General features: G+C 59.5%; 29 protein-coding genes and 2 pseudogenes. 19 read left to right on the top strand and 12 right to left on the bottom strand.

Annotation, left to right across the window (positions count from 1 at the left end; all coding sequences use genetic code 11):
- Positions 1-3: 3 nt before the first annotated feature.
- Positions 4-891 (top strand): intradiol ring-cleavage dioxygenase, encoded by an 888-nt coding sequence (locus AAFN47_RS17945; RefSeq protein WP_499810621.1) that lies wholly within the window; start codon positions 4-6, stop codon positions 889-891.
- 132 nt (positions 892-1023) lie between these two features.
- Complete coding sequence (locus tag AAFN47_RS17940) at positions 1024-2172, top strand: NAD(P)/FAD-dependent oxidoreductase (RefSeq protein ID WP_499810620.1); 1149 nt, start codon at positions 1024-1026, stop codon at positions 2170-2172.
- Here the strand turns inward: AAFN47_RS17940 and AAFN47_RS17935 are convergent.
- Positions 2132-2551, bottom strand: a complete 420-nt coding sequence (locus AAFN47_RS17935; protein WP_499810619.1) for a nuclear transport factor 2 family protein — start codon at positions 2549-2551, stop codon at positions 2132-2134. The two genes, AAFN47_RS17940 and AAFN47_RS17935, sit on opposite strands and share 41 nt — an antisense overlap.
- A 125-nt stretch (positions 2552-2676) precedes the next feature.
- On the opposite strand from AAFN47_RS17935, the gene zigA reads away from it, so the two are divergent.
- The 5 genes from zigA to AAFN47_RS17910 all read left to right on the top strand — a co-directional run bounded on the left by zigA (position 2677) and on the right by AAFN47_RS17910 (position 7069).
- Positions 2677-3906: a zinc metallochaperone GTPase ZigA gene (gene zigA / locus AAFN47_RS17930; RefSeq protein ID WP_499810618.1), complete on the top strand. Its 1230-nt coding sequence runs from the start codon at positions 2677-2679 to the stop codon at positions 3904-3906.
- Positions 3907-3971: 65 nt separating this feature from the next.
- On the top strand, positions 3972-5102 hold the full coding sequence (locus tag AAFN47_RS17925; protein WP_499810617.1) for a CobW family GTP-binding protein: 1131 nt from the start codon (positions 3972-3974) through the stop codon (positions 5100-5102).
- Positions 5099-5404, top strand: a complete 306-nt coding sequence (locus AAFN47_RS17920) for a hypothetical protein (protein WP_499810616.1) — start codon at positions 5099-5101, stop codon at positions 5402-5404. Before AAFN47_RS17925 ends, AAFN47_RS17920 begins: the two co-directional genes overlap by 4 nt.
- Positions 5405-5510: 106 nt before the next feature.
- On the top strand, positions 5511-6692 hold the full coding sequence (locus tag AAFN47_RS17915; RefSeq protein ID WP_499810615.1) for a thiolase family protein: 1182 nt from the start codon (positions 5511-5513) through the stop codon (positions 6690-6692).
- A 5-nt stretch (positions 6693-6697) separates the two neighbouring features.
- Positions 6698-7069, top strand: coding sequence for a Zn-ribbon domain-containing OB-fold protein (locus AAFN47_RS17910; RefSeq protein WP_499810614.1), 372 nt, complete (start codon positions 6698-6700; stop codon positions 7067-7069).
- 26 nt (positions 7070-7095) lie between these two features.
- Here AAFN47_RS17910 and AAFN47_RS17905 read toward each other — a convergent pair whose 3' ends face one another.
- The 4 genes from AAFN47_RS17905 to folE are packed head-to-tail and all read right to left on the bottom strand — an operon-like array spanning position 7096 to position 10347.
- Positions 7096-8412: a dihydroorotase gene (locus tag AAFN47_RS17905; protein ID WP_499810613.1), complete on the bottom strand. Its 1317-nt coding sequence runs from the start codon at positions 8410-8412 to the stop codon at positions 7096-7098.
- 3 nt (positions 8413-8415) lie between these two features.
- Positions 8416-9213, bottom strand: a complete 798-nt coding sequence (gene ribD / locus AAFN47_RS17900) for a bifunctional diaminohydroxyphosphoribosylaminopyrimidine deaminase/5-amino-6-(5-phosphoribosylamino)uracil reductase RibD (protein WP_499810612.1) — start codon at positions 9211-9213, stop codon at positions 8416-8418.
- Positions 9214-9232: 19 nt separating this feature from the next.
- Positions 9233-9712: a phosphoribosyl-AMP cyclohydrolase gene (hisI, locus tag AAFN47_RS17895; protein ID WP_499810611.1), complete on the bottom strand. Its 480-nt coding sequence runs from the start codon at positions 9710-9712 to the stop codon at positions 9233-9235.
- Entirely contained in the window at positions 9709-10347 is a 639-nt protein-coding gene (folE, locus tag AAFN47_RS17890; RefSeq protein ID WP_499810610.1) for a GTP cyclohydrolase I FolE, read from the bottom strand. Before folE ends, hisI begins: the two co-directional genes overlap by 4 nt.
- A gap of 98 nt (positions 10348-10445) precedes the next feature.
- On the opposite strand from folE, the gene AAFN47_RS17885 reads away from it, so the two are divergent.
- The 6 genes and pseudogenes from AAFN47_RS17885 to AAFN47_RS17860 all read left to right on the top strand — a co-directional run bounded on the left by AAFN47_RS17885 (position 10446) and on the right by AAFN47_RS17860 (position 15562).
- A complete protein-coding gene (locus AAFN47_RS17885) occupies positions 10446-10943 on the top strand; it encodes a Fur family transcriptional regulator (RefSeq protein ID WP_499810609.1) in 498 nt (165 codons plus the stop codon).
- A gap of 35 nt (positions 10944-10978) precedes the next feature.
- The gene (locus tag AAFN47_RS17880; protein ID WP_499810608.1) at positions 10979-12157 is read left to right on the top strand and encodes a CobW family GTP-binding protein; all 1179 of its coding nucleotides are present in this window, start codon (positions 10979-10981) and stop codon (positions 12155-12157) included.
- Complete coding sequence (locus AAFN47_RS17875) at positions 12154-12945, top strand: NAD(P)/FAD-dependent oxidoreductase (protein ID WP_499810607.1); 792 nt, start codon at positions 12154-12156, stop codon at positions 12943-12945. Before AAFN47_RS17880 ends, AAFN47_RS17875 begins: the two co-directional genes overlap by 4 nt.
- Positions 12872-14488: pseudogene (thrS, locus tag AAFN47_RS17870) on the top strand (threonine--tRNA ligase); the annotation flags it as partial. The gene AAFN47_RS17875 and the pseudogene thrS, both read left to right, overlap by 74 nt.
- Before the next feature lie 191 nt (positions 14489-14679).
- Positions 14680-15030, top strand: a pseudogene (locus tag AAFN47_RS17865) (cell wall hydrolase); the annotation flags it as partial.
- Between the two features lie 82 nt (positions 15031-15112).
- Entirely contained in the window at positions 15113-15562 is a 450-nt protein-coding gene (locus tag AAFN47_RS17860; RefSeq protein ID WP_499810606.1) for an arsenic resistance protein, read from the top strand.
- Here the strand turns inward: AAFN47_RS17860 and AAFN47_RS17855 are convergent.
- The gene (locus tag AAFN47_RS17855; protein WP_499810605.1) at positions 15552-16028 is read right to left on the bottom strand and encodes an RrF2 family transcriptional regulator; all 477 of its coding nucleotides are present in this window, start codon (positions 16026-16028) and stop codon (positions 15552-15554) included. The genes AAFN47_RS17860 and AAFN47_RS17855 overlap by 11 nt on opposite strands.
- A gap of 217 nt (positions 16029-16245) precedes the next feature.
- On the opposite strand from AAFN47_RS17855, the gene AAFN47_RS17850 reads away from it, so the two are divergent.
- The 4 genes from AAFN47_RS17850 (at position 16246) to AAFN47_RS17835 (ending at position 19394) form a co-directional block, all read left to right on the top strand.
- Positions 16246-16539, top strand: a complete 294-nt coding sequence (locus tag AAFN47_RS17850) for an ArsR/SmtB family transcription factor (protein ID WP_499810604.1) — start codon at positions 16246-16248, stop codon at positions 16537-16539.
- Positions 16540-16555: 16 nt separating this feature from the next.
- Positions 16556-16915: a hypothetical protein gene (locus AAFN47_RS17845; protein WP_499810603.1), complete on the top strand. Its 360-nt coding sequence runs from the start codon at positions 16556-16558 to the stop codon at positions 16913-16915.
- Between the two features lie 272 nt (positions 16916-17187).
- Positions 17188-17940 carry a ZIP family metal transporter gene (locus tag AAFN47_RS17840; protein ID WP_499810602.1) on the top strand — a complete coding sequence of 251 codons (753 nt, stop codon included), beginning with the start codon at positions 17188-17190 and terminating at the stop codon, positions 17938-17940.
- A 32-nt stretch (positions 17941-17972) separates the two neighbouring features.
- Positions 17973-19394 (top strand): amidase family protein, encoded by a 1422-nt coding sequence (locus tag AAFN47_RS17835; protein WP_499810601.1) that lies wholly within the window; start codon positions 17973-17975, stop codon positions 19392-19394.
- Positions 19395-19895: 501 nt separating this feature from the next.
- Here the strand turns inward: AAFN47_RS17835 and AAFN47_RS17830 are convergent.
- The 5 genes from AAFN47_RS17830 to AAFN47_RS17810 are packed head-to-tail and all read right to left on the bottom strand — an operon-like array spanning position 19896 to position 23131.
- Positions 19896-20567 (bottom strand): NnrU family protein, encoded by a 672-nt coding sequence (locus tag AAFN47_RS17830; protein ID WP_499810600.1) that lies wholly within the window; start codon positions 20565-20567, stop codon positions 19896-19898.
- 3 nt (positions 20568-20570) lie between these two features.
- Positions 20571-21770: an NnrS family protein gene (locus AAFN47_RS17825; RefSeq protein WP_499810599.1), complete on the bottom strand. Its 1200-nt coding sequence runs from the start codon at positions 21768-21770 to the stop codon at positions 20571-20573.
- The gene (locus AAFN47_RS17820; RefSeq protein WP_499810598.1) at positions 21767-22474 is read right to left on the bottom strand and encodes a 5-formyltetrahydrofolate cyclo-ligase; all 708 of its coding nucleotides are present in this window, start codon (positions 22472-22474) and stop codon (positions 21767-21769) included. The genes AAFN47_RS17825 and AAFN47_RS17820 overlap by 4 nt, the downstream gene beginning before the upstream one ends.
- The gene (locus AAFN47_RS17815; RefSeq protein ID WP_499810597.1) at positions 22471-22665 is read right to left on the bottom strand and encodes a hypothetical protein; all 195 of its coding nucleotides are present in this window, start codon (positions 22663-22665) and stop codon (positions 22471-22473) included. Before AAFN47_RS17815 ends, AAFN47_RS17820 begins: the two co-directional genes overlap by 4 nt.
- A 16-nt stretch (positions 22666-22681) precedes the next feature.
- Complete coding sequence (locus AAFN47_RS17810; protein WP_499810596.1) at positions 22682-23131, bottom strand: group III truncated hemoglobin; 450 nt, start codon at positions 23129-23131, stop codon at positions 22682-22684.
- An 87-nt stretch (positions 23132-23218) separates the two neighbouring features.
- Between AAFN47_RS17810 and AAFN47_RS17805 the strand changes: the two genes are divergently transcribed.
- On the top strand, positions 23219-23638 hold the full coding sequence (locus AAFN47_RS17805) for an RrF2 family transcriptional regulator (RefSeq protein ID WP_499810595.1): 420 nt from the start codon (positions 23219-23221) through the stop codon (positions 23636-23638).
- 14 nt (positions 23639-23652) lie between these two features.
- Positions 23653-23955: a DUF6522 family protein gene (locus tag AAFN47_RS17800; RefSeq protein WP_499810594.1), complete on the top strand. Its 303-nt coding sequence runs from the start codon at positions 23653-23655 to the stop codon at positions 23953-23955.
- Between the two features lie 344 nt (positions 23956-24299).
- Here the strand turns inward: AAFN47_RS17800 and guaA are convergent, their stop codons facing one another.
- Positions 24300-25862 carry a glutamine-hydrolyzing GMP synthase gene (gene guaA / locus AAFN47_RS17795; RefSeq protein ID WP_499810593.1) on the bottom strand — a complete coding sequence of 521 codons (1563 nt, stop codon included), beginning with the start codon at positions 25860-25862 and terminating at the stop codon, positions 24300-24302.
- Positions 25863-25872 lie beyond the last annotated feature (10 nt).

Below are 25872 nucleotides of genomic sequence, written 5' to 3'. Positions count from 1 at the left end.
AAAATGGACACTCAGGAACAGCGATACTTCACCGAGGCGGACTCCGTCGAAGTTGTCACGAGCAGCAACGTCAATGCGGAAAGCGAGCGACTGAAATTCATCATGGAGGTCGTCACCCGCAAGCTGCACGAGGCCGTCAAGGAGATCGAGCCGACCCAGGACGAGTGGTTCAAGGCGATCATGTTCCTCACGGAGACAGGCCATATCAGCAACGAATGGCGTCAGGAGTTTATCTTGCTCTCGGATATTCTCGGCGTTTCGATGCTTGTCGACGCGATCAACAACCGCAAACCTTCAGGCGCTTCGGAATCCACCGTCCTCGGCCCCTTTCACGTCGAGGGCGCGCCGGAACTCGACATGGGCGCGAATATCTGCCTCGACCAGAAGGGCGAGGACATCGTGGTCAGCGGCCGCATTCTCGACACCGCGGGCGAGCCGATCGCCGATGCGGTGATAGACGTCTGGCAGGCCAATGATGAAGGCTTCTACGACGTTCAGCAGAAAGGAATTCAGCCGGATTTCAACCTGCGCGGCGTTTTCAGGACCGGCGCTGACGGTCGCTACTGGTTCCGCGCCGTAAAGCCGAAATTTTATCCTATTCCGGATGACGGCCCGGTCGGAAAGCTGCTGGGAGCCCTTGGCCGCCACCCCTACCGGCCGGCGCATCTGCATTATATCATCAAGTCCGATGGTTTTGAGACGTTGACCACACACATCTTCGACCCGGACGACCAGTATATCAATTCCGACGCCGTGTTCGGCGTGAAGAAGAGCCTGCTCGCCGAGTTCAAATGGGTCGAGGATGCGGCGCGATCAAAGGAACTGGAGTTCGAGAACGGCTTCTGGGAAGTCCAACACGACTTCGTTCTGGCGAGACCTGGCGACGCCTGATCATCCGGGCGTCGGAAAATCGCTGGTGTGAGAGACGGTTGATGTAATATCAGTGCAGGAGCCGATTGATTGCCCAAGAGACAGGTCAGAACAACAGCGACACATGCCAAACGCGCGGATAGCTCCGGTAGGATGAAGGACGTCGACGTCGATATCGTCGTCGTGGGAGCCGGTGTTGTTGGCCTCGCCGTAGCGCGAAGCCTGGCTTGGAACGGCTTTGACGTCGTGGTTCTGGAAGCTGCAGGCGCAATTGGAACGGAAACGTCCAGCCGAAACAGCGAGGTCATCCACGCAGGCCTCTACTATCCCCAGCATTCCATGAAGGCCGCGCTCTGCGTAAAGGGACGCAACCAGCTCTATCGTTATTGTGAACAGCACGGTGTCGAGCACAAACGCATCGGCAAGCTTGTCGTCGCGACCAGATACCACGAACTGGCCGCGCTGGAGGAGATTTCGCGCAACGCCGCTCGCAACGGCGTGGACGACCTGGAGATGCTGGACGCCACCGCCGTCCGCCGGATCGAGCCCGAATTGAACGCCTGTGCAGCGTTGTTTTCGCCCAGCACCGGCATTATCGACACGCACGGATACATGCTGTCACTGCAGGGCGAGGCGGAAGACCACCACGCCGTTATCTCCTTCTATTCGCCGGTTCTGTCCGGCCGGACCGACGGCAACGCCGTCGAAGTGGACGTCGGAGGAAAGGAGCCATCGACGATCGTCTGCCGCGTTCTCATCAATGCGGCGGGTCTGGGCGCGGCCAGGGTCGCGGGAAGCATCGAAGGGGCGAATTGCGCCATTCCGGAAATGCGCTATGCAAAAGGCAACTATTTTGGCCTGACGGGCAAGGCGCCGTTCTCCCACCTCATATATCCGGTTCCCGAACCCGGCGGCCTGGGCGTTCACCTGACCCTCGATCTTGGACAACGCGTTCGCTTCGGTCCGGACGTAGAATGGCTCGACTCCCCTGACCTCGACTATACGGTCGACGAGAAACGCAGAGAGCCCTTCTATGACGCCATTCGCAAATATTGGCCGGGCCTGCCCGACGGCGCCCTCTACGCCGACTATTGCGGCATTCGCCCAAAGGCCATGAAGGACGGCGGCGCCGATTTCGTCATCGACGACCAGGCGGACGCCGTCATCAATCTGTTCGGCGTCGAATCACCCGGTCTGACTGCGTCGCTGGCGCTGGCCGAAGAGGTCTCGCGGCGTATTCAAAGGAAAATTCAGGCAGCGCCTATATCGCCTCGGAAAGGCGAGAAGAGTGATGTCCGGTGATCAACCATCGTCCTTCGATCTCTTCAAACGTGAAGAGAAACCGCGCCGGCACACAATGATCCCGGCCATCCCTGCGAAAGTCGAATGTGTATAGGCCTCCGATAACAACAGTGCCGAGCTTGCGGCTGGCCCGCTTCATGCGGGCGTTGATCGTGCAACGCAGGTTTTCATTTGACAGGAAATTCTCGAAGTAACGGCGTCGTTCCTCCTCGCGATCTCCGATTTCGTTGGAAAGAGTCGGCACCAGAATTGCGTCTGCGGCATACAGCGAAAGCACTATTTCAACATTGCCCCTGGAGATCACCTCCGCCCAATTAAAAAGCGCTGCTCGCGCAGCAGCAAGATGCGGGGCCAACATCTGGTCATTCTGTGAATTCATAAATTTTTTCCTGGCTTAAACGCACGACTTGCCGCCAAAAAAGATGCGAACCATTCCAGTCTTGACAGTCGTGTCTTCGAGTCACTATTTAAATGATATGTTATAACATTGCACAGGGATAGACGATGTCGCAACCCCAAACTGGTAGCAAACTATTGCCTGTAACCGTGCTGTCAGGCTTCCTCGGATCAGGCAAGACAACCCTTCTGAATCATGTGTTGAACAACCGTGCAGGCAAGCGCGTGGCGGTTATCGTCAACGACATGAGCGAGGTCAATATCGACGCCGATCTCGTGCGTGACGGCGGGGCGGATCTGTCGCGCACGGATGAAAAACTGGTCGAGATGACCAATGGATGCATTTGCTGCACATTGCGCGACGACCTGCTGGTCGAGGTTCGGAGGCTGAGCGAGGAAGGCAAATTCGAATATTTGCTGATCGAAGGCACCGGCATCGCCGAGCCGCTCCCGGTCGCCAGCACGTTTTCATTTCGCGACGAGAACGGGCAAAGCCTGTCGGATATCTCCCGCCTGGACACGATGGTGACCGTTGTCGATGCTGTGAATCTGCTTCGGGAATATGCCTCGAACGAATTCCTGAGTGACCGCGGCGAAACAGCGGGGGAAGACGACAATCGCACTCTCATAGACCTGCATGTCGAACAGATCGAATTCGCCGATGTCGTCGTCATCAACAAGAAATCCGATGTTTCCCCCGAGCAGCTCGAAAATGTTCGCAAGGTTGTCAAATCGCTGAACGCCGATGCGCGGATTATCGAGACCGACTTTGGACAGGTCGGTCTCGATGATGTCCTTAACACCGGCCTGTACAGTGAAGAGAAAGCCGAAATGCATCCGCTATGGGCAAAGGAGCTCTACGGCTTTGCGGATCACGTCCCGGAAACCGAGGAATATGGCATCAGCAGTTTCGTCTACCGGGCCCGCAAACCGTTTCATCCCGAACGCTTCAACAACTTCATCGGTGAGACGTGGCCAGGCCTTGTGCGGGCAAAAGGACATTTCTGGATGGCGACGCGTCCAGACTGGGTTGGTGAATTTTCACTCGCTGGCGCCCTCGCCCGCGTAACGCCCATGGGGCGATGGTGGAGCGCGATACCGGTATCGCGCTGGCCGGACCATCCGGAATGGCGCGACATGATTCGCCGCAACTGGCATCAAACCAGGGGCGACCGTCGTCAGGAGCTCGTTTTCATTGGCGCGGGCATGGACAAGGCGGCTATTCGCGCCGCACTCGACCGCTGTCTGATCGAGGGCGAGATCGACGATTTCGATCCGTGCGCCTATCGCAATCTGCCGGATCCGTTCCCGCGGTGGGGTGTTTCCGACGCAGCCTGATTTTTAATAGCGTTTCGCCGAATATCGCTCAAACCGGCGCCCTTCGAAGGAGCACAGAGCCTTTCATGCTTTCCCGGCTTTTCGGTCGATCTTCAAAGGGCGCCGACACCGAATCGCCGGGTCTTGCGCCGAGCAGAAACGCCACTCCGATAACCTTGCTGACGGGCTTTCTCGGATCAGGCAAAACCACGCTTCTGAACGAATTGCTTGCCAGCCCGCGCATGCGCGACACCGCGATCATCGTCAATGAATTCGGATCCATATCGGTCGATCACGATCTCATTCGCAAGGGAAGCGAACAGTACATCGTGACAAGCACGGGCTGTCTTTGCTGCACTGCCGCCAGCGATATCCGCACCTCGCTTTACGAAATGCACGAAGATCGCCGTCAAGGCGAGATTCCAGCCTACAAACGGGTCATCGTCGAAACGACCGGACTTGCGGATCCGACGCCGATCGTCAACAGCCTCATTCCTGGAGGCGCGCCGGCCTTATCCGTGGGAGACCATGTTGTGGCGCGTGCGTTCCGCCTTGCCAATGTGATCGCCACCTTCGATGTCGAGAACGGCGAAAGCGCGCTGGCTGGGCATTTCGAATGCTGGAAGCAACTCGCTTTCGCCGACAAGATTGTCCTGACCAAGACCGACATTGCCTCGGGCGCAGGCTGGCGCGAAACGCTGCGGAAGATCAATCCGTCCGTCACCGTCCTTGATCGAAACAGCGCGGATTTCGATCGGGCCTCCCTGATCGAAACAGGCGCGTATTCAATCTCGGAAAAACCCGAAGACGTTCTTGGCTGGCTCGCCATGGAGCAACTGGAAGATCCAGCTGCGCATGACCATGCGCATGACGTCAATCGTCACGGCGAAGACATTGAAGCCATGTCCCTCTACCACGACGCGCCGCTTGATCCGCGCGCCGTTGACACGTTTCTCAATGTCATTACGGCGCAATCCCACTCGGGCCTGTTGCGGCTCAAGGGGATTTTCGCGCTCGCGGATGATCCTTCGCGGCCGCTTGTAGCCCATGCGATACAGCACAGGCTATATCCGACTGTGCGCCTTGATTATTGGCCCAGCATCGATATTCGCAGCCGGGTCATGATCATCGGTTCCAAAATGCCGATGGATCCGATCCGGGACCTGTTCCTGTCGCTCAAATCAAAACCCGCGGGACAACGGACTCCTGGCGCATGAGCACCTTCCTCAATCCCTTTTACTATGAACGCCCGGCCGGCGTTCCGGAACATGCGGCGAAGATCAAGTCATGGGTGCGCCAGGCGCTACGGCTGGACAAGGACACGGTCATTTCAGTGAACGACCTCGCTTGCAACCAGCCCGATTGCCCTCCCAGGGTGACAGTTGTCCTCGTTCTGCAGAAAGACGCCCCGGCCCGAAAGTTCGAAATTCACAAGGCGCTTCTGGAAACGAACGAGCAGGATGTTCTGTCGGCGATTACAGATGAAACGGCCGCATCTTCAGAACACATCGAATTCTAACGCACCCAAATGATGTAGCCGCGTAACGCCCATCTGCGCTTTATTGACACTGCAGATGTGAATTGTGTTAAAGCGGCCAGCGGCAATCAAATCGGGAGGAGAATGGATGAGCCTCAAGGGCCAGGCCTACATTGCAGGCGCCTATGAACACCCCACCCGCAAGGCGGCGGACAGGTCGGTCGCGCAACTTCACGCTGACGTCGCTATAGGCGCTTTGGAAGACGCCGGGCTCAGTCTCTCGGATGTGGACGGGTATTTCTGCGCAGGAGATATCACCGGATGGTCGGCTCCCGGTACGGGCCCCTTTTCCATCGTCGAGTATATGGGTCTCAATCTGCGCCATCTGGACTCGACCGAAAGCTGGGGCTCAGCTTATGTCAATCACGTGGCGCACGCCGTACAGGCCATTGCGGCCGGCAAATGCCGCGTGGCTCTCATCACTCTGGCCGGGCGCCCCCGTGCGGAAGCGACACGCCCGGACCTGACGCAGGGAAGCGCCAACGACACGACGGAATCTCCCTTCGAATCGCCCTACCGCCCGGTGGTCACCAACATGTATGGCATGGTGGCCAAACGCCACATGTATGAATACGGCACCACGTCGGAACAACTGGCCTGGGTGAAAGTCGCAGCCTCCCACCACGCGCAGCACAATCCTCACGCCATGCTGCGCAACGTAGTGACCGTCGAAGACGTCATCAACTCCCCCATGATAACCGATCCGCTGCACCGGCTGGACTGCTGCGTTGTGTCGGACGGCGGCGGCGCGCTTGTGGTCGTGCACCCGGATGTCGCAAAGAGCCTCAACCGCCCGCTGGTCACGCCGATCGGCACGGGTTTTTCCGTGAGACAGCTCAATGGCGGCTATTTCGATATTCTGGAATCGGGCGGCGTCAAATCCGGAGCAGAAGCCTTCGACGAAGCCGGCGTGACGCCGGATGACATTCAGTACGCCTCGCTCTATGACAGCTTCACCATCACCGTCATGGTGCAACTGGAAAATCTCGGCTTCTGCAAACAGGGCGAAAGCGGGAAATTCGTGTCGGACGGCGGCCTGATTTCCGGGGTCGGCAAATTGCCAGTCAACACGGATGGCGGCGGTCTTTGCAGCAACCACCCGGCCAATCGCGGCGGCATGACGAAGATCATCGAAGCAGTGCGGCAGTTGCGCGGCGAGGCTCATCCCGCCGTGCAGGTTCGCGATTGCGCCCTTGCGCTCGCCCACGGCACTGGCGGCCAACTTGGCGGTCGCCATGGCGCCTCGACACTAATACTGGAACGGGAGTGAGTGGGATGACGGCCGAAGCAAGTACGGCGGACGAAATAGCCACGTTCTTTGACGGCGCAGAGCGCGGCGTTCTGATGCTCAAGCGCTGCCTCGACACGGGAAAGGCGTTTCACTATCCGCGTGAGCGCAGCCCTTTCACCGGCGGGGCGACCGAATGGTTCGAGGCGTCCGGCAAGGGAACCATCTATTCCTGCTCCCTGTCCCACCGCGCCGATCCGCCCTACTGCCTCGCCTATGTTAAGCTGGACGAGGGACCGATCATGATGTCGAACATCGTCGCCGACGACCTGACGACCGTCGCAATCGGCCAGCGCGTTCAGGTGACGTTTCAGGCGGGACCAGACGGGCGTCAAACGCCATTCTTTGCGCCAGACTGATTGAACTTCGGTCTGGTCGACCAAAATCAGGCCAGGCGGATCGCCTGTCCTGACGCCGCCTGGCGCAACGCTCCCTCCCACATGGCGATCTTGCCGCGGATAATCGTTCCGATTGGCCATCCGGTGACCCGTTTGCCGTGATAGGGCGTCCATCCCGCCCGCGACGCCTGTTCCTCGTCACGGATCACATGGCTGCGTTTCATGTCGACAATCGTGAGATCGGCGTCATAACCGGCTGCGATCCTTCCTTTCCGGGTCAGTCCGAAAATGCGTTGAGGCCCGTGACTGGTCAGATCGACGAACTGTTCAAGCGTCAGACGGCCCGCATTGACGTGATCGAGCATGATTGGAACAAGCGTCTGCACGCCTGTCATCCCGGACGGCGAAGCCGGATAAGGCTGCGCCTTTTCGTCTCGGCTGTGTGGCGCATGATCGGATCCCAGGACATCAATCACCGATCGACGCAAACCGCCCCAGATCGCATCGCGATGTTCCGGGGAACGGATCGGCGGGTTCATTTGGATGAAGGAGCCAAGTGTTTTGTAATCATCTGAAGTCAGGGTCAGGTGATGGGGCGTCGCCTCGCAGGTGGCGATGTCCTTGTGGTCTTGCAGAAACGCAATCTCTTTGGCCGTGGAGATATGCAGGATATGAATGCGGGCTCCCGCCTCGCGCGCCAGTTTCACCAGGCGTTGGGTGGAGCGAAGCGCCGCCTCCTCGTCTCGCCAATCCGGGTGTGACGCAGGGTCGCCCCGCCGCCGCAGGTCGAGGCGCTTTTTCAGACGGGGCTCGTCTTCCGAATGAACCGCCACACGGCGCCGCGTCTGTTTCAGAATCGCAAGAACGCTCTCGTCGTCGTAGACCAGCAGGTCTCCTGTCGAAGAGCCCATGAACAGCTTGATCCCGGCTGCGCCCGGGATACGCTCCAGGGCGGATATGGACGACACGTTCTCACGCGTGCCGCCCACCCAGAACGCAAAATCGCAATGCATGCGACCCGTAGCCCTTCCGATTTTATCAGCGATCGTTTCAGCACTGGTCGTCGCCGGACGCGTGTTGGGCATCTCGAAAACGCTCGTGACGCCGCCCATGACGGCGGCGAGGGATCCGCTTTGCAGATCTTCCTTGTGCTCCAACCCGGGTTCGCGAAAGTGGACCTGACTGTCGATCACGCCCGGCAGAATGTGCAGACCGGCGCAGTCGACAACCTCCGCCGCCGACGCCGCGGCGAGATCGCCGATTTCAGCGATACGGCCGCCGATCACTCCGATATCCCGCCGTCCTGCGCCCTGATGGTTGACGACAACGCCGTCTTTGAGAACCAGATCGAACGGCGTAGTCATTCTTCAACCGCCGGATGCGTTTGCGAGCGTTTCCGACAGTCGATCGTCGGCGGGCACACAGACCGACGTGAGGCCAAGTTCGCCAAGCCTGCGCAAGATGGAACCGGAGGCGTAGTCGGGGCAAAGAAGCTGACTGGCCTTGGTTCCGACTCCCGGCGCCCGGGTAAACAGCCAAATCTTGTCGCGACGGCTTTGAATGACGCCGTCATAACCCTGCGGGATGTCGAATGTTTCCTCGTCGATCTGGCAAACCGTTACAAGCGGCTTGCCGGTTTCGATCCGGTGAAAGAAACCCGCCATTATGCCAAGCGCCTCGTCTGCGCCGAGACCGACATGGGTTTCGACGCCCGCCTCGCGCAGTTTGCTGAAACCCCCTCCGTTCACTCTCGGATCCGGATCCTGTATGGACGCATAAACGCGACTGACGCCTGCCTCGATAATGGCGTCCGCGCAAGGCGGGGTCTTGCCCCAGTGGCAGCAGGGCTCAAGGGTGACATAGAGCGTCGCCCCGCGCGCCAGTTCGGCGGCGTCGTCGAGAGCGATGCGCTCGGCATGGGGCCGTCCGCCGAACCGGGTTTGGCCACGGCCGACGATCATTCCGTCCCGAACGATAAGGCAACCGACCGCAGGATTGGGCCAGACCCAGCCCTGCATGGCGCGCGCAAGCTCGATCGCCTGTCTCATCCAGCCGGCGTGTTCATCGGCCTGATCACGATCCAGAATATGTTTGCGAGCGGGCGTTTTCGTGGCCCTGTGAAGCCTCTCTTGCCGGTCGGCATGCAGGGTTCGGTCGAATTGCATGGCTCCACCCTGATCCAGCCTATAATTGCGTTGGATTTGGCGCATCGCCATAGACCTGCTTTGGATCGAATGTTTTTTCAGACTCCGTAAATGTCAGCTCGATCGGCAAACTGCCGGATTGCTTGGAAACGGCGCGATAGAAGCAGGAGCGATATCTTACATGGCAACTCGCGCCGCCGGCGACCTCGACACGAAGCCAAAGGGCGTCCTGGTCGTCATCGACGCGGATTTCCACGACTTTCTGGATCAGGCCGCTTGTGCCGCCCTTATGCCAGAGACACTTGCGGCTGCGGCTCCAGTAGTGGGCTTCCCCGGTCCTTATCGTCGCCAGCAGCGCTTCCTCGTTCATGACCCCCATCATGAGGACCTCGCCGGATTGCGCGTCGGTCGTCACGACCGGCGCCAGGCCGTCCGCTCCGAACCTGGGCGCAAGCACATACCCTTCCTCCACCTGCTCTACCGAAACACGCGCTGCAAACGGTTTTGGATCAGCAGTCATCCGAAAGCCTCTTTCGGACCGTCGATGGACGCCAGGAATTCGCGGCGAAGCTCTGCATTTGACTGAAACGCGCCGATAAATCGCCGGGTCATCATGCTGACGCCAGGCTTTCGGATACCGCGCGTCGTCATGCACATATGCGCCGCCTCGATGACGACCGCGACGCCGCGCGGCTCCAGTACGTCCTGGATCGTCTCGGCGATCTGCGAGGTCAGGGTTTCCTGAATTTGCAGGCGCTTTGCAAAAACCTCGGCCACCCGCGCAAGCTTGCTGATGCCGACGACACGCCTGTCCGGAAGGTAGGCGATGTGCGCCTTGCCGATAATCGGCACGATATGGTGTTCGCAATGCGATTCCAGCCGCATGTTTCGCAGCACGATCATGTCGTCATAATCGTTCGTCTCCTCAAAGGTGCGGGCCAGATATTCGGCCGGATCCGTCCTGTATCCCTCGAAAAACTCTTCATAGGCGCGCACCATCCGGGACGGCGTGTCCACCAGGCCTTCCCGGTCGGGATCGTCTCCCGTCCATTCGATCAAAAGGCGCACAGCCGCCTCGACATCCGCGCGGGTCGGACGCCGACGCGGCTTTTTTGGTTCCTGCGCCACTGCTGCGGCGCTCATAGCCAAAGACATAGATTCAGACTCCACAGTGTTGACTTGCCTTTCGCTATGCAATGTTATAACATTTCGTGCAAGTCACGTTGTTTTGTCGCTACTCGAAAATGACTTCCGTGAATACGATTCTGGATCGAAAACTCGTCTTTCACAGCCTCGGAGCCGTGAGTGAAGGATTGCGCATGGCGGAGGCCGCATGCCAGCAGCGCGGACTGCAATTCACCGAGATACGCCGATTCGTGCTGGAATGCCTTTGGCAATCGGGCCAACCGATCCGGGCTTATGAATTGCTTCGCATGCTTGGACAGAAATTCGGCCGGCCTCTGTCACCGCCGACAGTTTACCGGGCACTGGAGTTTCTCCAGGAGCAGGGTTTCGTCACCAGGATCGAGACGAAAAACGCTTTCGAGCCATGCGCCTTTCCCGACCGTGACCATGCTTGCGTATTCTTCATTTGCGATCAATGCGGCAATTCGTTCGAGGTACAGAACGCGAAAGCCGAAGCGCTCTTTGAAGAAGACGCAGGCAATCTGGGGTTCCAGATCGACAAGCGCGTTATCGAATTGCACGGCGCCTGCGCAAGCTGTCTTTCATCGGAAGCCACAAGCAACTGAGCCTTCATTTATAACAAAAGAACAGGAAATCCCCCGTGGATACGTCTGCCCTCGCCCATCCCATTCCCGTTACGCTGCTCACCGGCTTTCTCGGCAGTGGAAAGACAACCGTGCTCAATCATTTGTTGCGTCATCCGGATCTCGACCGGACAGCCGTCATCATCAATGAATTCGGTGAAATCGGCCTCGATCACGAACTGGTCGAAACAAGCACGGAAAACATGGTGCTTCTTCAGTCGGGGTGTCTTTGCTGCACCATTCGCGGAGACCTCGTTCATACGCTGCACGATCTTTTCGAGAAGCGCGAAGGCGGCCAGATCGCCGCGTTCGACCGCGTCATCATCGAAACAACCGGCTTGGCGGACCCAGCCCCCATTCTTCATACACTGATGACTGACGGATTGCTTTCGCATGAGTTCGAGCTTGACGGCGTCATCGCAACGGTGGATGCGACGATCGGATCCGCCACGCTGGATTCGCAAGTCGAGGCGGTCAAGCAAGCCGCAGTCGCCGATCGCATTTTGTTGACGAAGACAGATCTTGTCGATCCGCCGGCGCTACACGCGATCGAAAGTCGTTTGCGGGCGCTGAACCCGGCCGCGCCCATCATCCGCGCCTACAACGGAGCAGTCGATCCGTCGCATTTGCTGGACGCGGGTTTATACAATCCGGCCACCAGGAGCGTTGACGTTCAGAACTGGTTGAAGGCGGAAGCCTATGCCGAGCCCGGTCATCATCAAGACCATGATCATGATGATCATCACGGCCACGCCTGCAATCATGACGGCCACGCCCATAACGAGCATCATCATCACCATCATCATGACGTGAACCGCCACGATAATCGGATCTCGGCGGTCGCCTGCACCATAGATGATCCGATTCCGTCTCAAGTCTTTGACCGATGGCTCGAGACGCTGATGGCGATGCGCGGACCCGATATCCTGCGCATGAAAGGCATCGTCCATGTGGAGGGAACGACTGCGCCTTTCGTTCTCCACGGCGTGCAGCATGTCTTCCACCCGCCCGTGTCACTGAACGACTGGCCGGGCGATGATCGCCGATCCAAAATCGTCATCATCGGGCGAGACCTCGGCGACGATTTCATAAAACAAAGCTTTGATTACCTTGGCGCGGCGTCTCCCGACCGTCAGGATCACAAACATCACCATCATGACGAGGCGATACGCGAAGATGAAGGAGCGGATGCTTGAACCGAGCCGCCTCCAGCACGCATCACCGCGCCCTCAAGCACGATGAAATATTGCGTGCGAACGTCATCATAGTTGGCGCCGGACCTGCGGGGATCGGAATGGCGCGCGTCCTGCGCGACCTGGCGATCCCCGAGGTACGTCTTCTTGAACGCGAACGCGTGGCAGCGTCGTTCCGTCGCTGGCCGGAGGATATGCGTTTCATCTCTCCGTCCTTTACAGGCAACGCCTTCGGCCTGACGGACCTGAACGCGATCAGCTACGACAGTTCGCCCGCCTTCGCCTTGAAACGAGAACAACCAAGCGGCCTCGAATACGCCGATTATCTTGATCAGGCTGTCGAAATCTTCGGGCTGAACGTGACCACGAGCATCGACGTCCTCGAGATTGAATCCGACGGCGATGAAATTCTGCTCTACACAAATGAAGGGCTGGTCCGCGCGCGGTTCGTCATCTGGGCGGCCGGCCAGTTCCAATACCCGAGCGATGGCGACATTCCAGGCGCCGAACACGGCCAGCATTCGAGCCGCGTCAGGCGCTGGGCGGATCATGCAGGTGAAGACGCGATCGTCATCGGCGGCTATGAAAGCGGAATAGACGCTGCGGTTGGACTTGCAGCGGCCGGCAAACGCGTCACCGTGCTCAATCGCTCGCCGGCGTGGGAACGTAACGACGCCGATCCGAGCCTGGCGTTGTTGCCCTATACGGGCGAGCCTGCCGGCGATCGAGGCGCGCATGTGGGAAATCATCGCCCGAAACGAGAATTTCACGAAGGAAATCTGGAGCCGTGAAGAGGCCAGGTCATTCTTCCTTGAGAAGGGTGAGACCTACAAGGCCGAACTGATCGACGCCATCCCGGAAGGCGAGGACGTCAAAATCTACCGACAGGGAGAGTGGCTCGACCTTTGTCGCGGGCCGCATATGACGTCGACCGGCAAGATCGGCTCGGCCTTCAAGTTGACCAAGGTCGCCGGCGCCTACTGGCGGGGCGACGCCAGCAAGCCGATGCTGACGCGCATCTACGGCGTCGCATTCGCCACCCAGCGCGATCTGGACGTCCATCTGAAGATGCTCGAAGAGGCCGAGAAACGCGATCATCGCCGACTCGGCCGCGAGATGGACCTTTTCCATTTCCAGGAAGAGGCGCCGGGCTCGGTGTTCTGGCACCCGAAGGGCTGGAGGCTGTTCCAGACGCTGATCGGCTATATGCGGAAACGGCAGGCGGCCGCCGGGTATGTCGAGGTCAACACGCCGGACATCATGGACAGGCATCTGTGGGAGACGTCCGGCCACTGGCAGAACTACCATAATCATATGTTTACCACGAAGACGGAAGATGACCGGGATTTTGCACTCAAGCCGATGAACTGTCCGGGTCACATGCTGATCTACAAACAAGGCCTCAAGAGTTATCGCGACATGCCGCTCAAGATCGCCGAGTTCGGAAAGGTTCACCGTTACGAGCCTTCCGGCGCGCTGCACGGTCTTCTGCGCGTGCGCTCATTCACCCAGGACGACGCGCATATCTTCTGCACGGAAGATCAACTGACCGCGGAATGCATCAAGGTCAACGACCTTATCCTGTCGATCTACGAGGATTTCGGCTTCAGCGATATCCGCATAAAGCTGTCGACCCGACCCGAACACCGCATCGGCTCGAATGAATCATGGGATCGTTCCGAGCATTCGCTGCGTCGGGCGCTCGACACGCTTGGCAGACCCTATACGATCAACGAGGGCGAAGGCGCGTTTTACGGGCCCAAACTCGAATATGTCCTGCGAGACGCCATCGGTCGCGATTGGCAGTGCGGCACGCTGCAGGTTGACTTCAATCTGCCGGAACGCTTTGGCGCGTTCTACATCAACGCCGATGGGGAGAAGGTCGCTCCGGTCATGCTCCATCGCGCCATGTTCGGTTCTCTCGAGCGCTTCACCGGCATTCTTGTCGAGCATTACGCCGGCCACTTCCCGCTCTGGCTGGCGCCGGTCCAGGCGGTCATAGCGACGATCACGTCGGAGGCCGACGATTACGCCAGGGAAGTTGCAGCGCAACTGCGCGCCCGTGGCCTTCGCGTGGAACTCGACCTCCGCAATGAAAAAATCCCCTACAAGGTCCGCGAACACAGCCTGGCCAAGGTTCCTCTTCTCATTGCTCTGGGAAAACGCGAAATCAGCGAGCAAACCGTATCGCTCCGACGCCTTGGCTCGCAGGGCACGCGGACTATGCCTCTTGCCGAAATGCTGGAAAGTCTTACGATAGAGGCTCGACCGCCGCATCCGGACGGTCCGGATGCTTCGAAATTCGATCAATCAGAGTTTGATATCGCCATATGACGTCTAGTCGAGAAATTGGCCCTGCCGCGCCGCGCCGCTCGAAAGCGCGCCTCGCAACGCTGTGCAGGCCAATAGCCGTTGTCGCCGCCCTTGCCCCGTTGCTGACAGGATGCTTTTCATCGTCGCCTGTCGACGCGCTGACCTCCGTGAGCAAACTTGGCGCGGCCAGTCTTTCGCTTCCAAAAGGTGGGCGCGAGAAAGAATGCCTGGTCCGGGCGATGTATTTCGAGTCCAATCGGTCGAGTGAAGAGGGGCTTCTGGCCGTCGGCACTGTGGTCATGAACCGCGTCGCGTCACCGAAATTTCCGGACACGATCTGCAAGGTCGTTGGGCAACCCAACCAGTTCGCCAATGGCGTCATGACCAGGCAGATGACGTCCAGCGCGCTTCCAAAAATTGAAGACACAGCCGGAGCGGTCCTGAGAGGCAAACGCCACAGAGCAGTGGGTTCGGCCATGTTCTTCCACGCCGAAGGCTACACATTCCCCTATAAGAACATGCACTATGTCACCGTCGCTGGCGGCAATGCATTCTACAAAAAACTGTAAGGCTCTCCTTCAAGTCTGTTCCTTTTTCATCAGACTGGTTCTGGCCGATAGTCTGTTTGCGCGGCTGCTCGCGTGGGTGGGCAATATTATTCCCTTCGTAATCGCCATGCTCATCCTTGAGATTTTTGCAGGCAATATCACGGTCATCTTGGAGCATGTTTCTGTTTTTGCAGTGATCCTGCTCGCCATCTTCCTGTTTTTCGCCGCAATGTTCTTCGTTGGCGAGATCCTCTCGAAACTCGCCGGCTTCGCCAATCCCGAGCATGCGCTTTTGACGATGACCACAGCCGCGCGCAACGCGCCGCTGATGCTTGGCGTCACCGCCATTGCAATGCCTGATCAGCCGCTGATCTACGCCGCCATCGTCATCGGCATGCTTGTCGAGTTCCCGCATCTGACCGGGCTGCGACAAATTCTGCTGCGCGGCCGCGACGCCGATCCGACATCGTCCGCCAAGCGGACGCCAATCTCTTGGAAGTTTCCGTCAAGTTCCTCCGCAAGGCAACGACAAGGCTTTATTCGGTAGGGGTGAACGCCGTGCTGCAGGACAATCCAAGGTCTTTCTGAAGCTCTGCGAAGCGGTGCTCGAAGTCCTGCGCAAGTTCTTCCACCGTAATTTCGGCGAACTGGTCCAGCAGGCGATTTTCGGCCTCGCGAAGCGTCGCCTGCAGACGCGCGTCCACAGCCTTTTCGACCAGGCATTCCACCGGCTCCGCTTCCGGCCCGATATTGAACAGCGGCGGGTTTCCGACGGCCTCATACACGTCGCGAAGCGTGATGTCGGAAAGAGGCCGCACGAGCTGCCATCCACCGCCATGGCCCTTTTCCGAAATCACGATCCCTCTTTCCCGTAAACCCGCCATCATCCGGCGCACCACGACCGGATTCGTTGAGATCAACTTTGCAATCTGCTCCGAAGTGACGCGATCCAGATGCCGGTCCATGTGGATCAGTACGTGCAACATCCGGGACATGCGGAGGTCACGGGGCATGGCTGGCGTCCTTTGCTTGAACGCCTTTCCTAGCAGTCGTCTCGCAACAATGAAAGTTTCCTGTTCCGCGTGAACAGAAGCACAATGCGGCCTGTGGATTGATTGAAGCCACAGGGGCAGTTTTTCGACGCGAATATTATTTTTCTTGAAATCATCTGGATCATCGCTACGTACATTCTAACAATCTTGTTAATGTTAGAATGATGAGATGAAACCGATGCCGATAGAAAGAAAACAGTTGGAAGACGCAGCAGCCATCTTCAAGGCGCTGGCGGATCCCGCAAGGCTCCAGACTCTCATCACTCTGGCGAAGCATGAACGCAATGTCGGCGAGTTGGCCGACATGTCCGGCGACAAGATTGGCGCCGTCTCTGCAAGGCTCAAGGTTTTGCTGCAGGCGCGTCTGGTCACGCGCCGGCGAGAAGGTAAGGCGATTTTCTATTCACTCGCCGACGCGCACGTCGTGAACCTTGTAGAAAACGCCGTCGCACACGCCTGTGAGACGCACTGAAGAAAGGAGTACTGAAATGTCTAACTGTTCCCTGCCCCATCATGAAAACCACACCCACCAGCACGGCCCCGATTGTGGCCACACGGCGATCCGCCATGGCGATCATGTTGATTATCTGCATGACGGACACCTGCACCATCCGCACGGCGACCATGTAGACGAGCATGTCATTGAAGTCAGCGAGAAGAACCCTGACCGCTGCACGCCCGACCACCGCTGCTCGGGACATGAACCGGGCCACGTCCACGGACCTGGCTGCGGTCACGAAGCGGTTCCGCATGGCGATCATGTCGACTATCTGGTCGACGGCCATCTGCACCATCCGCATGGCGATCACCACGATAACCACGGTCCTGTCGAGGTCGTTCGAAATTAAGGTCTCTCGGTGAAAGGCGGACGTTGGTTCGCGGATCTGACGCTCTTTAACAAGGCGCCGCTCCACGGCCAACGCCGCCTCCCGTTTCTCTGCTCCATTACCCGCGCGCAGCGCCAGCTACAAAACCTCTCGGGAAATCAGGCTCCCCACCCTGCATGAGGCTTGACTGTAATGTTGTAACGCTCCATTACGGAATGGCATTTTACGGCTGGAGCCAAATACAGTGATGAATGCGGCGAGAGGATGCCTGACATGATTTCGGGGACGCGGCTGTGAGCCCCGAGATTATCCTTGTCGTCATGACCGTCGTAATTGTGGCGGTCGCTCTTGCAGCAAGCGCGTCGGTGTTCCTCGGACACAGATTTGATGTCGAAGGCAAATTGGCGGTGCTTGGCGAAGCGGTGGCAGCAGGCGTTTTCCTCGGCGCCGGTCTCATACACATGCTGGGCGATGCGGCCGGCGACTTCGACGCGGCGGGGGTCGACTATCCATGGCCGTTCATGTTGTGCGGCGCCGTCGTTCTCCTGCTGCTTCTGCTGGAGCATATTGGCGAAGCCGCCGAGAGCCAAAGCGACAGCTACGCCATACTCGCGCTTCTTGCGACCGTCATGCTCTCGATCCATTCCTTCCTTGCGGGAGCAGCGCTGGGAACCAGCAGCGCGGGCGCTGCGGCAATCGTCATATTTCTTGCCATCATAGCGCATAAATGGGCTGCCTCTTTTTCCCTCGCCGTGACGCTTGCGCGCAGTCCGCTGTCGCGCGCGGTCAGATTCATCGCATTCCTCGTCTTCGTTTTCTTCCTCCCGCTGGGCGTCGCCAGCGGCGCTATCGCAGCGCATTGGGACGGCGCGCATCCGCTCGTCGCGCCGACCCTGAAGGCGCTTGCGGCCGGAACGTTCCTCTATCTCGGAACTCTGCATGGTCTGGCCAACGGCACGCTCGTCGCCCGCTGCTGCAACCTTCGTGAATTCTCTGCTGCAGTTTTCGGCTTTGCGCTCATGGCGATCGTTGCGATCTGGACTTGAACTGGCGCAATCGTGAACGCAGGGACCATATGATGACGAAATTCCCGCTATGGCGACTGAGTGCAAGCGAACTGGCGGAGCGTATCGCCCGGCGCGAAATCACGGCCGATACGGCGATCACCGCTACGGTGGATCACATGCGCGCGGTAAACGGTCATCTCAACGCAGTGGTCGACGATCTGGGCGATGAAGCCATTGTCCAGGCGCGCAATCTCGACGCCATCATGGGTAAATCGGGACCAGTGGGCCCACTGCACGGCGTGCCGATCACGATCAAGGAAAATGTCGACCAGAAAGGCAGGGCGACGCCGAACGGCGTGAAGGCCTTCGCCGATGTCATTGCCCCGGATGACGCGCCGATCGTCAGAAACCTGACCCAAGACGGCGCAATCGTGATCGGCCGCACAAACACCCCGGAGTTCTCCTTTCGCGCCACCACCACCAACGAGTTGCACGGGCGCACATTCAATCCGTGGAATGACTGGGCCTCGCCTGGGGGATCCTCGGGTGGCGCCTCCTCCGCGGTTATGAGCGGCATGGGCGCCATCGCCCATGGAAACGACATCGGCGGCTCGCTGCGCTTTCCATCCGCCGCCACGGGCGCGGTAACCGTAAAACCGGGACTTGGCCGTACGCCGGCCTGGAATCCGTCCCAGAAAGCCGAACGCGGCATACTTGCGCAACTAATGTCGGTTCAGGGTGTGATCTGCCGCGAGGCGCGCGACGTGCGTCTCGCCATGCGATCCGCCATCCGGTACGATCCACACGATCCGTGGCAGGCGCCCGCGCCTTTCGACGGACCGGCTCTCGAAAGGCCGATAAAGATCGCCTTCACGAAAAACACCTACCAGTTCGAAATGCATGCAGCGATAGTCGAGGCGCTGGACCATGCCCGCGATTGCCTGGTGGATTCCGGCTACGACGTCGTCGAAGTAGACACCCCCGATATCAGCGTCATCGGCGAGACAGGCTACCGCGCATTGATGACTGAAGTACGTCTTTTGATGATGGATGACATCCGCAAATTCGGCAGCGCCGAGATCAACCGGATGTTTGATGAATACTTCGAACTCTTCCCGCCTTTCGAGTATGACGAACTGCTGCGCCAGATGGCGAGACGCTCCAGTTTCATACGTGAGTGGAACCTTTTTCTTGAACAGTACCCGATTGTTTTAACGCCGTTTCTTCCTCGACCAACCTATGCATGGAATCGCGATGCAGAAGGCAAGGACGGCGTTATGGAGGTCCTTGGCTGCGGCATCTGGTCGTTCGCTATAAACTATCTGGGGTTGCCGTCGGGGATCGTTTCATCCGGCATGCATGACGGCATGCCCGTCGCCGTGCAAATCGTCGGCCGTCGCTTCCGCGAAGATCTGATCCTGAACGCGCTCGAAGCGATAGAGGCGCGCGTTGGCGTCATGGCGAAAAAGCTGTTCGAGCGGGCACAGCAGTGAGTCTCAGTCTGATTTCAGATGTTGCTCACACACTGTTGCGGCGGTAGTCGACATGGCGAAAGCAAACGACGCAGAACGCCTGAAAACGATGTTTCTGGAGGACGTCGTTTCTTTCCGGCTTCTGCATTGCATGAAGCAAGCTTGAATCTCTTGCTCATCCCTTAGATGACGATCCGATCGCATCTTGAATGTGCTTGCGGATCCAATGCTGAAACAGGACATTGGGACAAAGGCCATATCGGGCAGATGTTTCGCCGCCTTGCCTCCGACGGCGTCATTGAAAGCTCGCTTGAAACACGGTCGCAGTCAGCGAAATGTCAGCGTCCAGCGATGGATGCAACTCGAATGCTTTCGGCTCGCGAGAAAAATTCCAGAGGCGAAACAGGCGCCGGTGATCACGTCGTTCGTCGGCGACGGACAATTCACTGCGAGTTATGTGAAAGGGCGTCTTCCACGCGCCGTGGCGGCGAAGACCTGGATCGAGGATGGCGACGACTGATGTCAGGGGATCGGATCGACGCCGATGACTATCGGGTGGAGCACGATCAGGATCGCATAGATCGCAACGCCTAACGTCACGCGCAGAACCGTCTGGGGCGAGCGCCTGAATAGCGCCTCACCCGGATGCTGCGCGAGAATTTCTTCCCACAGTAGATCCCAATTCTGTCCCATCTCGCGTCGCTTGCGCCTGTCGATGAACCGGCCGCCGAAAAGCGCAAATACGAAAAATGTCCCGAACAGCAGGACGTGCGCCAGATCGCCATTGGCGACCAGGTGCGCGCCCGACCAGAGCGCCAGCGCGACAAGCAGCGGATGTCGCGCCAGCCGCACAATGCCCGGTCGCGCCGGATCGAAGGCGGCGTTTCGCGCGCCGCCGAACGAGAACGGATTGGGTCGACCGATCGACAGGGCAACGATCAGGCAGACCGGCAGCATGATGGCCAGGACGAGATGGTTCTGCCACGGCATCCAGTTCCAGACCGGCGCGAAAGGCGCTCGTTCCGCCGCCACGATCAGCCACGCCAGCACCGCAACCGACAATGCCGAATAGGCGAGGCTGAAACCGGTCTTGCCCAAAACGCGCACCAGAACCGGCCGAAATGGCGGGCGCACCGGCAGGGAATGGCTGAGAAAGAACGCCGCGAACGCCAGCACAATGCCTGACCATTCCATGGCTCAGTCGCCAATGCGAGACCGGAGGAGCATCGGCCCGTACAGTATTGCGAAGCCGCCAAAGGCAGCAATCCAACAGAGGCCCGAAATCATGTAGAGCGATCCGGCGAACCCAGGTGCAAATCCGGCTGTCAGCCTCGCCAGGACCGCCCCAATCAGGCAAAGATAGATCGCCAGCGTCCCGGATCCCGCCGTCAGGTCGCGGCCGGTATGTCCCAGCGTGGCGCGGGTCATCACCGCAAGCGTCATCAACCCGATGGCGCCTGTCATCCAGACATGCTGCGCCGCGCCCTGTCCCACCAGATCGGGCCAGAATGCCGAGAGTCCGAGCGCCAACGCCCCCAACGGCAGGAAGGCGTAGCCGGCATGCAGGACCCAAACCAATGGCGCGGCGAGGGTGCGCAATCCAGCCCAGCGGACGAGACGAGCACAGTGGTCCACACCAGCCGTTATCAGCATCGCACCGGTGAGGAACCCGTCGGGAACGACCACCCAGAGCAATATCGCCGCCAGAAGGATCAGCAAAGCGACGCGATCAAATGGTTGCATCGGAGGGGTTGGCAATCTCGTCCCGCCTCGTTTGACCAGCCAGTTTCGGGTGAACGAAGGTACAATGCGCCCGCCTATGACTGCGATCATCATGATCCCGGCCCCGAGCCCGATTCTCAGCCCCAAGCCGCCACCGGCGAAGTCCCCCGCTGCTGCCTGCCAATGGAACACCGCATTCGCGAAGGTGAAGGCGATGAGCATTCCCAGAACGATCAAATTGCGCCAGTTCTTGCCCGCCACGATCTCTCGCGCCAGGAAACCGATCAGCGCAAGGGGCATGGACAGATCCGCAAGTGCCACAAACCAGGGCGGCAAATACAAAGACAGGGCAACCGCTATGCGGCCTGCACACCAGAGGGCGAAGAGAGCGCCGAGCGGCCAGCCAACCACAGGGAGGCGCCCAGTCCAGTTGGGAACCGCCGTGAGCAGGAATCCGGCCACGACCGCGCCAAGGTAGCCAAACAGAAACTCGTGCGCATGCCAGGTCACCGGGTCGAATCGCGTCGGCAGATCAAGCAATCCTGAAAGGATCGGAATCCAAAGCACCATCGCGCAAGCAGCCCAAAGTCCGGCGCCGAGAAAAAACGGTCGAAACCCGTATGTCAGGATGGCAGGTCCGCTCCAGGCTCGAATGCGTTGCGCGCTGGTCGTCATGCGCTGTCTCGTTGTGCGCGGACGCCGGCCTCGGTCAGGATCATGTCGAGCCGGATATCATGGGGTTGCGGATAGATGGTGGCGAGGCGCCCCGCCTCGAAACCTATACCGATGACGAAAGGCTTCGGCTTCAACACCGCAAGCGTGCGGTCGAAGTAGCCTCCGCCATATCCCAGGCGATATCCCTCCTGCGTCCAGCCGACGAGCGGCGCGAGTGCAATCGCCGGCGTCACAAGGGGTGAGTCCGACGGCGGAACGGGAATGTTCCAGTCACCACGCACCATGCGCGTCTCAGGCGTCCAGCGGCGGAACCTCAGCGGGGCAAACCGTGTCTCGACCAGTGGAAGGGCAATCGCCACGCCAGCCTCATGCAGTTCCCCCATCAACGAGCGGAGGTCGGGCTCGCCCTTGATCGGCCAATAGGCCGACAGGATCATGTCCCGCGCGCCGTCGAATTGGTTCAGCAGAACCTGCCGGAGATGGCCTGCCAGCGCCTCGCCGGCCGCCTTGCGGCTGGCGACCGACAGTTCCATGCGTTCGGCGCGCAGGCGGGTCCGCTCCGCCTTGCGCCAGCGCGCGACATCACGCGCCTGTTCGGGATCGACCGCGAGCGGGTCGAAGTAATCCGGCGCGATCTCTCCGGCATAGCAGGGCGGCGAGGCGAACCGGCCATGGCCACCGGAGTTGTCGGAATCATCACTCATGAGACGGCCTCGCCATTTGTCGTGCGAAGCAGCGGCGGGTCCGTGCTGAAACGCGCGCGCAGCTGATCACCTTCCCGGACGATAATTTCCCGGTGTACGTTTTTGGGGTCGTGGCAGAGAACCCTGCCGTTCAGATCATCGGTCAGCCCCTCCGATACGCCTTCGTCATCGAGTGGAACGACACCGCTCATCTTCAAACTCCCTTCATCAATCCAGGACAGACATCGCGCCAGGTCCGGCCGACGCTTCTAGCACTGCTGTTTGCAGGGACTGCGCAATACGCTCTGCACGCTCTATCACATGCGCGGCGCCGGCGGGTGTGCACACTTCTCCCGCCGTCTCACGGAACAGCGCCAGCCATCGCTCGAAATGCACCGCTTTGACAGGCAGTGGGACGTGCGCAGGTATCGGGCGCCCGTGATAACGCCCGGTCATCAACGCGACGGAGGACCAGAACGCGACCATGCGCTCCAGATGAGACGTCCAATTAGGAATGCGCGCCTCGAAGATCGGAGCAAGAAGCCGGTCCTGACGGACCTTGCCGTAAAACCGATGCACAAGCTCGAACAGAGCATCTTCGTTCAGCCCGGTCTGCGCCATCAGCTCCGCAGTCGACGTCGGTCTGGCTGAAGTGATGGACAGGTTTGGCGAAGTCACGAGAGCCTCCCCGGTTTCTTGTTGCAATTTCTCCTAGCTCGTTTAATAAGTATTGTAAATACCAATTCAAACGAAGACCGGAGAGACATGCGCCTGACCACCTTCACCGACTATGGGCTTCGCATGCTGATGCGACTGGCGAGCGAACCTGGCCGGGCCTTCTCTACGGCCGATCTTGCCGAAGAGTTCGGGTTATCTCGGAACCACCTCGCCAAGATCATGCAGCACCTGGCCCGCGCCGAGCTCGTCGAGACACGCCGGGGTGGTGGTGGAGGCGCGGTACTGGCCCGACCTGCGAATCAGATCCGTCTCGGCACAGTCATCGGTCTTCTCGAAGAAGGACAGCCTCTGGTCGAGTGCTTTGGAGTGGAGATCGGGAATTGTTCGATCGAGAGACAGTGCCGATTGAAGGCGCGGTTGCGGTCCGCCGAACGGGCCTTCCTGGCCGATCTCGATCGGTCGACCCTGGCTGACATCGCACTACCCGCGATGCGAATTTCCGCATGAAACCGCGGGAGGCAATGAACGGACAAGTCGAACTCTCGGATACCGGTCCGGTTGTGGACGTCAGCCTGATCGCGAGCGCCTTCGATCTCGATCCGAGGGTGGTTCAAGATCTGATGCGGGCAGGAAAGATAACGTCACGATGCGAACGCGGCGTCGACAAGGATGCCGGAAGATGGCGCCTCACCTTCTGGCATGCGCAGCGTGAACTTCGACTGACCGTGGACAAGAACGGCGCCATTCTCTCCCAGGTTTGCTTTCCAACGCACAGACAGCGTCGTCAATCCTCACGGACAGATCTCGCGCAAGCCGGAAGATAGGCACTGTCGATCCCGACAATCAGGACTTTCCAACCCTTAAATCCGACTTTGCGATGAACAGCCTGACCTGGAGAAAGGCAGTCCTCGCGCATCACATTCCGCAACCTGTCGAGAGCTTCATCGACACTCGGAAGCACCCGCGAAACACATCTTTCTGATTGGCCGATGACCTCCGGCGTTGTGCGCAGCGGTCCTGTCGAAGAGGCCCCATTGTGACTGCTGGCGGCAAGCTCCTGGCGCCAGCCTGATTTGGAAAGCCGTTTGGCGCTCGCCGCGCTTCGCCGGCTTCGGACGTTCACCGCTCAAATTGGTCCACTGGACCAATATGCCTTGCGGGCCGAGGCTCACTCCCACTCGATCGTGCCGGGTGGCTTCGACGTCACGTCATAGACCACGCGGTTGATGCCGCGCACCTCGTTGATGATGCGGGTGGCGGCGCGGCCGAGGAAATTCATGTCGTAGTGGTAGAAATCCGCCGTCATGCCGTCGACGGAGGTCACGGCTCTCAGCGCGCAGACATATTCATAGGTCCGCCCGTCGCCCATCACGCCGACAGTCTGCACCGGCAACAGCACGGCGAAAGCCTGCCAGATGGCGTCGTAGAGGCCCGCCTTGCGGATCTCATCGAGATAGATCGCATCGGCCTCGCGCAGGATCTCCAGCTTGTCGCGGGTCACGCCGCCCGGGCAGCGGATCGCAAGTCCCGGCCCCGGAAACGGATGGCGGCCAATGAAGCTTTCGGGCAGGCCGAGTTCGCGGCCGAGCAGCCGCACCTCGTCCTTGAAGAGCTCGCGCAGCGGCTCCACGAGCTGCATGTTCATGCGCTCCGGCAGGCCGCCCACATTGTGGTGCGACTTGATCGTCACCGACGGTCCGCCGGTGAAGGAAACGCTTTCGATGACGTCCGGATAGAGCGTGCCCTGGGCCAGGAAATCGGCCCCGCCTATCGCCTTCGCCTCTTCCTCAAAGACATCGATGAAGAGCCTGCCGATAGTCTTGCGCTTGACCTCCGGATCGGCCTCGCCCTCGAGCGCGGAAATGAACCGATCGGACGCGTCGACCAGCTTGAGATTGAGATTGTAGTGGTCGTGGAACATGGCGACCACTTCGGCCGCCTCGTTCTTCCGCATGAGACCGTGATCGACGAGAATGCAGTTGAGCCGGTCGCCAATCGCCTCGTGGATGAGAAGTGCGGCGACCGAGGAGTCCACGCCGCCGGAGAGCGCGCAGATCACCCTGCCCTCGCCCACCTTTTCGCGGATCCCGCGGATCGCCTGCTCGCGATAGCCGGCCATCGACCAGTCGCTTTCAAGACCGGCGATCCTGTGCACGAAATTGGCGAGCAGCTTGCCGCCATCGGGCGTGTGGACCACCTCCGGATGGAACATCACGCCGTAATATTTCCGGTCCTCGTTGGCGTAGGTGGCGAAGGGCGCGCCGTCGGAGACCGCCAGCACCTCGAAGCCTTCCGGCAGTTCGATAACCCGGTCGCCATGGCTCATCCAGACCTGGTGCTGGGCGCCCGGCTCCCAAACGCCCTCGAAAAGCGGCGAAGACTTCAACACCTTGACGAAGGCGCGACCGAATTCGCGATGGTCGGAGCTTTCCGCCTTGCCGCCGGTCTGCACGCACATCGCCATCTGACCGTAGCAGATGCCGAGGACCGGCACGGCGCTGTCGAAAATAAGCTGCGGCGCGCGGGGCGATCCGATATCGGACGTCGAAGCCGGCCCGCCGGACAGGATGACCGCCTTCGGTTTCAGCCGCCGGAAGCCTTCTTCCGCTGACTGGAAAGGAACGATCTCGCAGAAGACGCCGGCCTCGCGCACGCGACGCGCGATCAGCTGCGTGACCTGGGAACCGAAATCGACAATGAGGATGGAATCGGGGTGGGCTGTGCTTTCCATGACAAGGCTT

Source organism: Hoeflea sp. CAU 1731 (assembly GCF_039888615.1).
In the GTDB taxonomy this organism is placed as follows: Bacteria; Pseudomonadota; Alphaproteobacteria; order Rhizobiales; family Rhizobiaceae; genus Flavimaribacter.
Note: the sequence above shows the minus strand (reverse complement) of the source record. Positions and strands in the feature narration are given on the sequence as shown.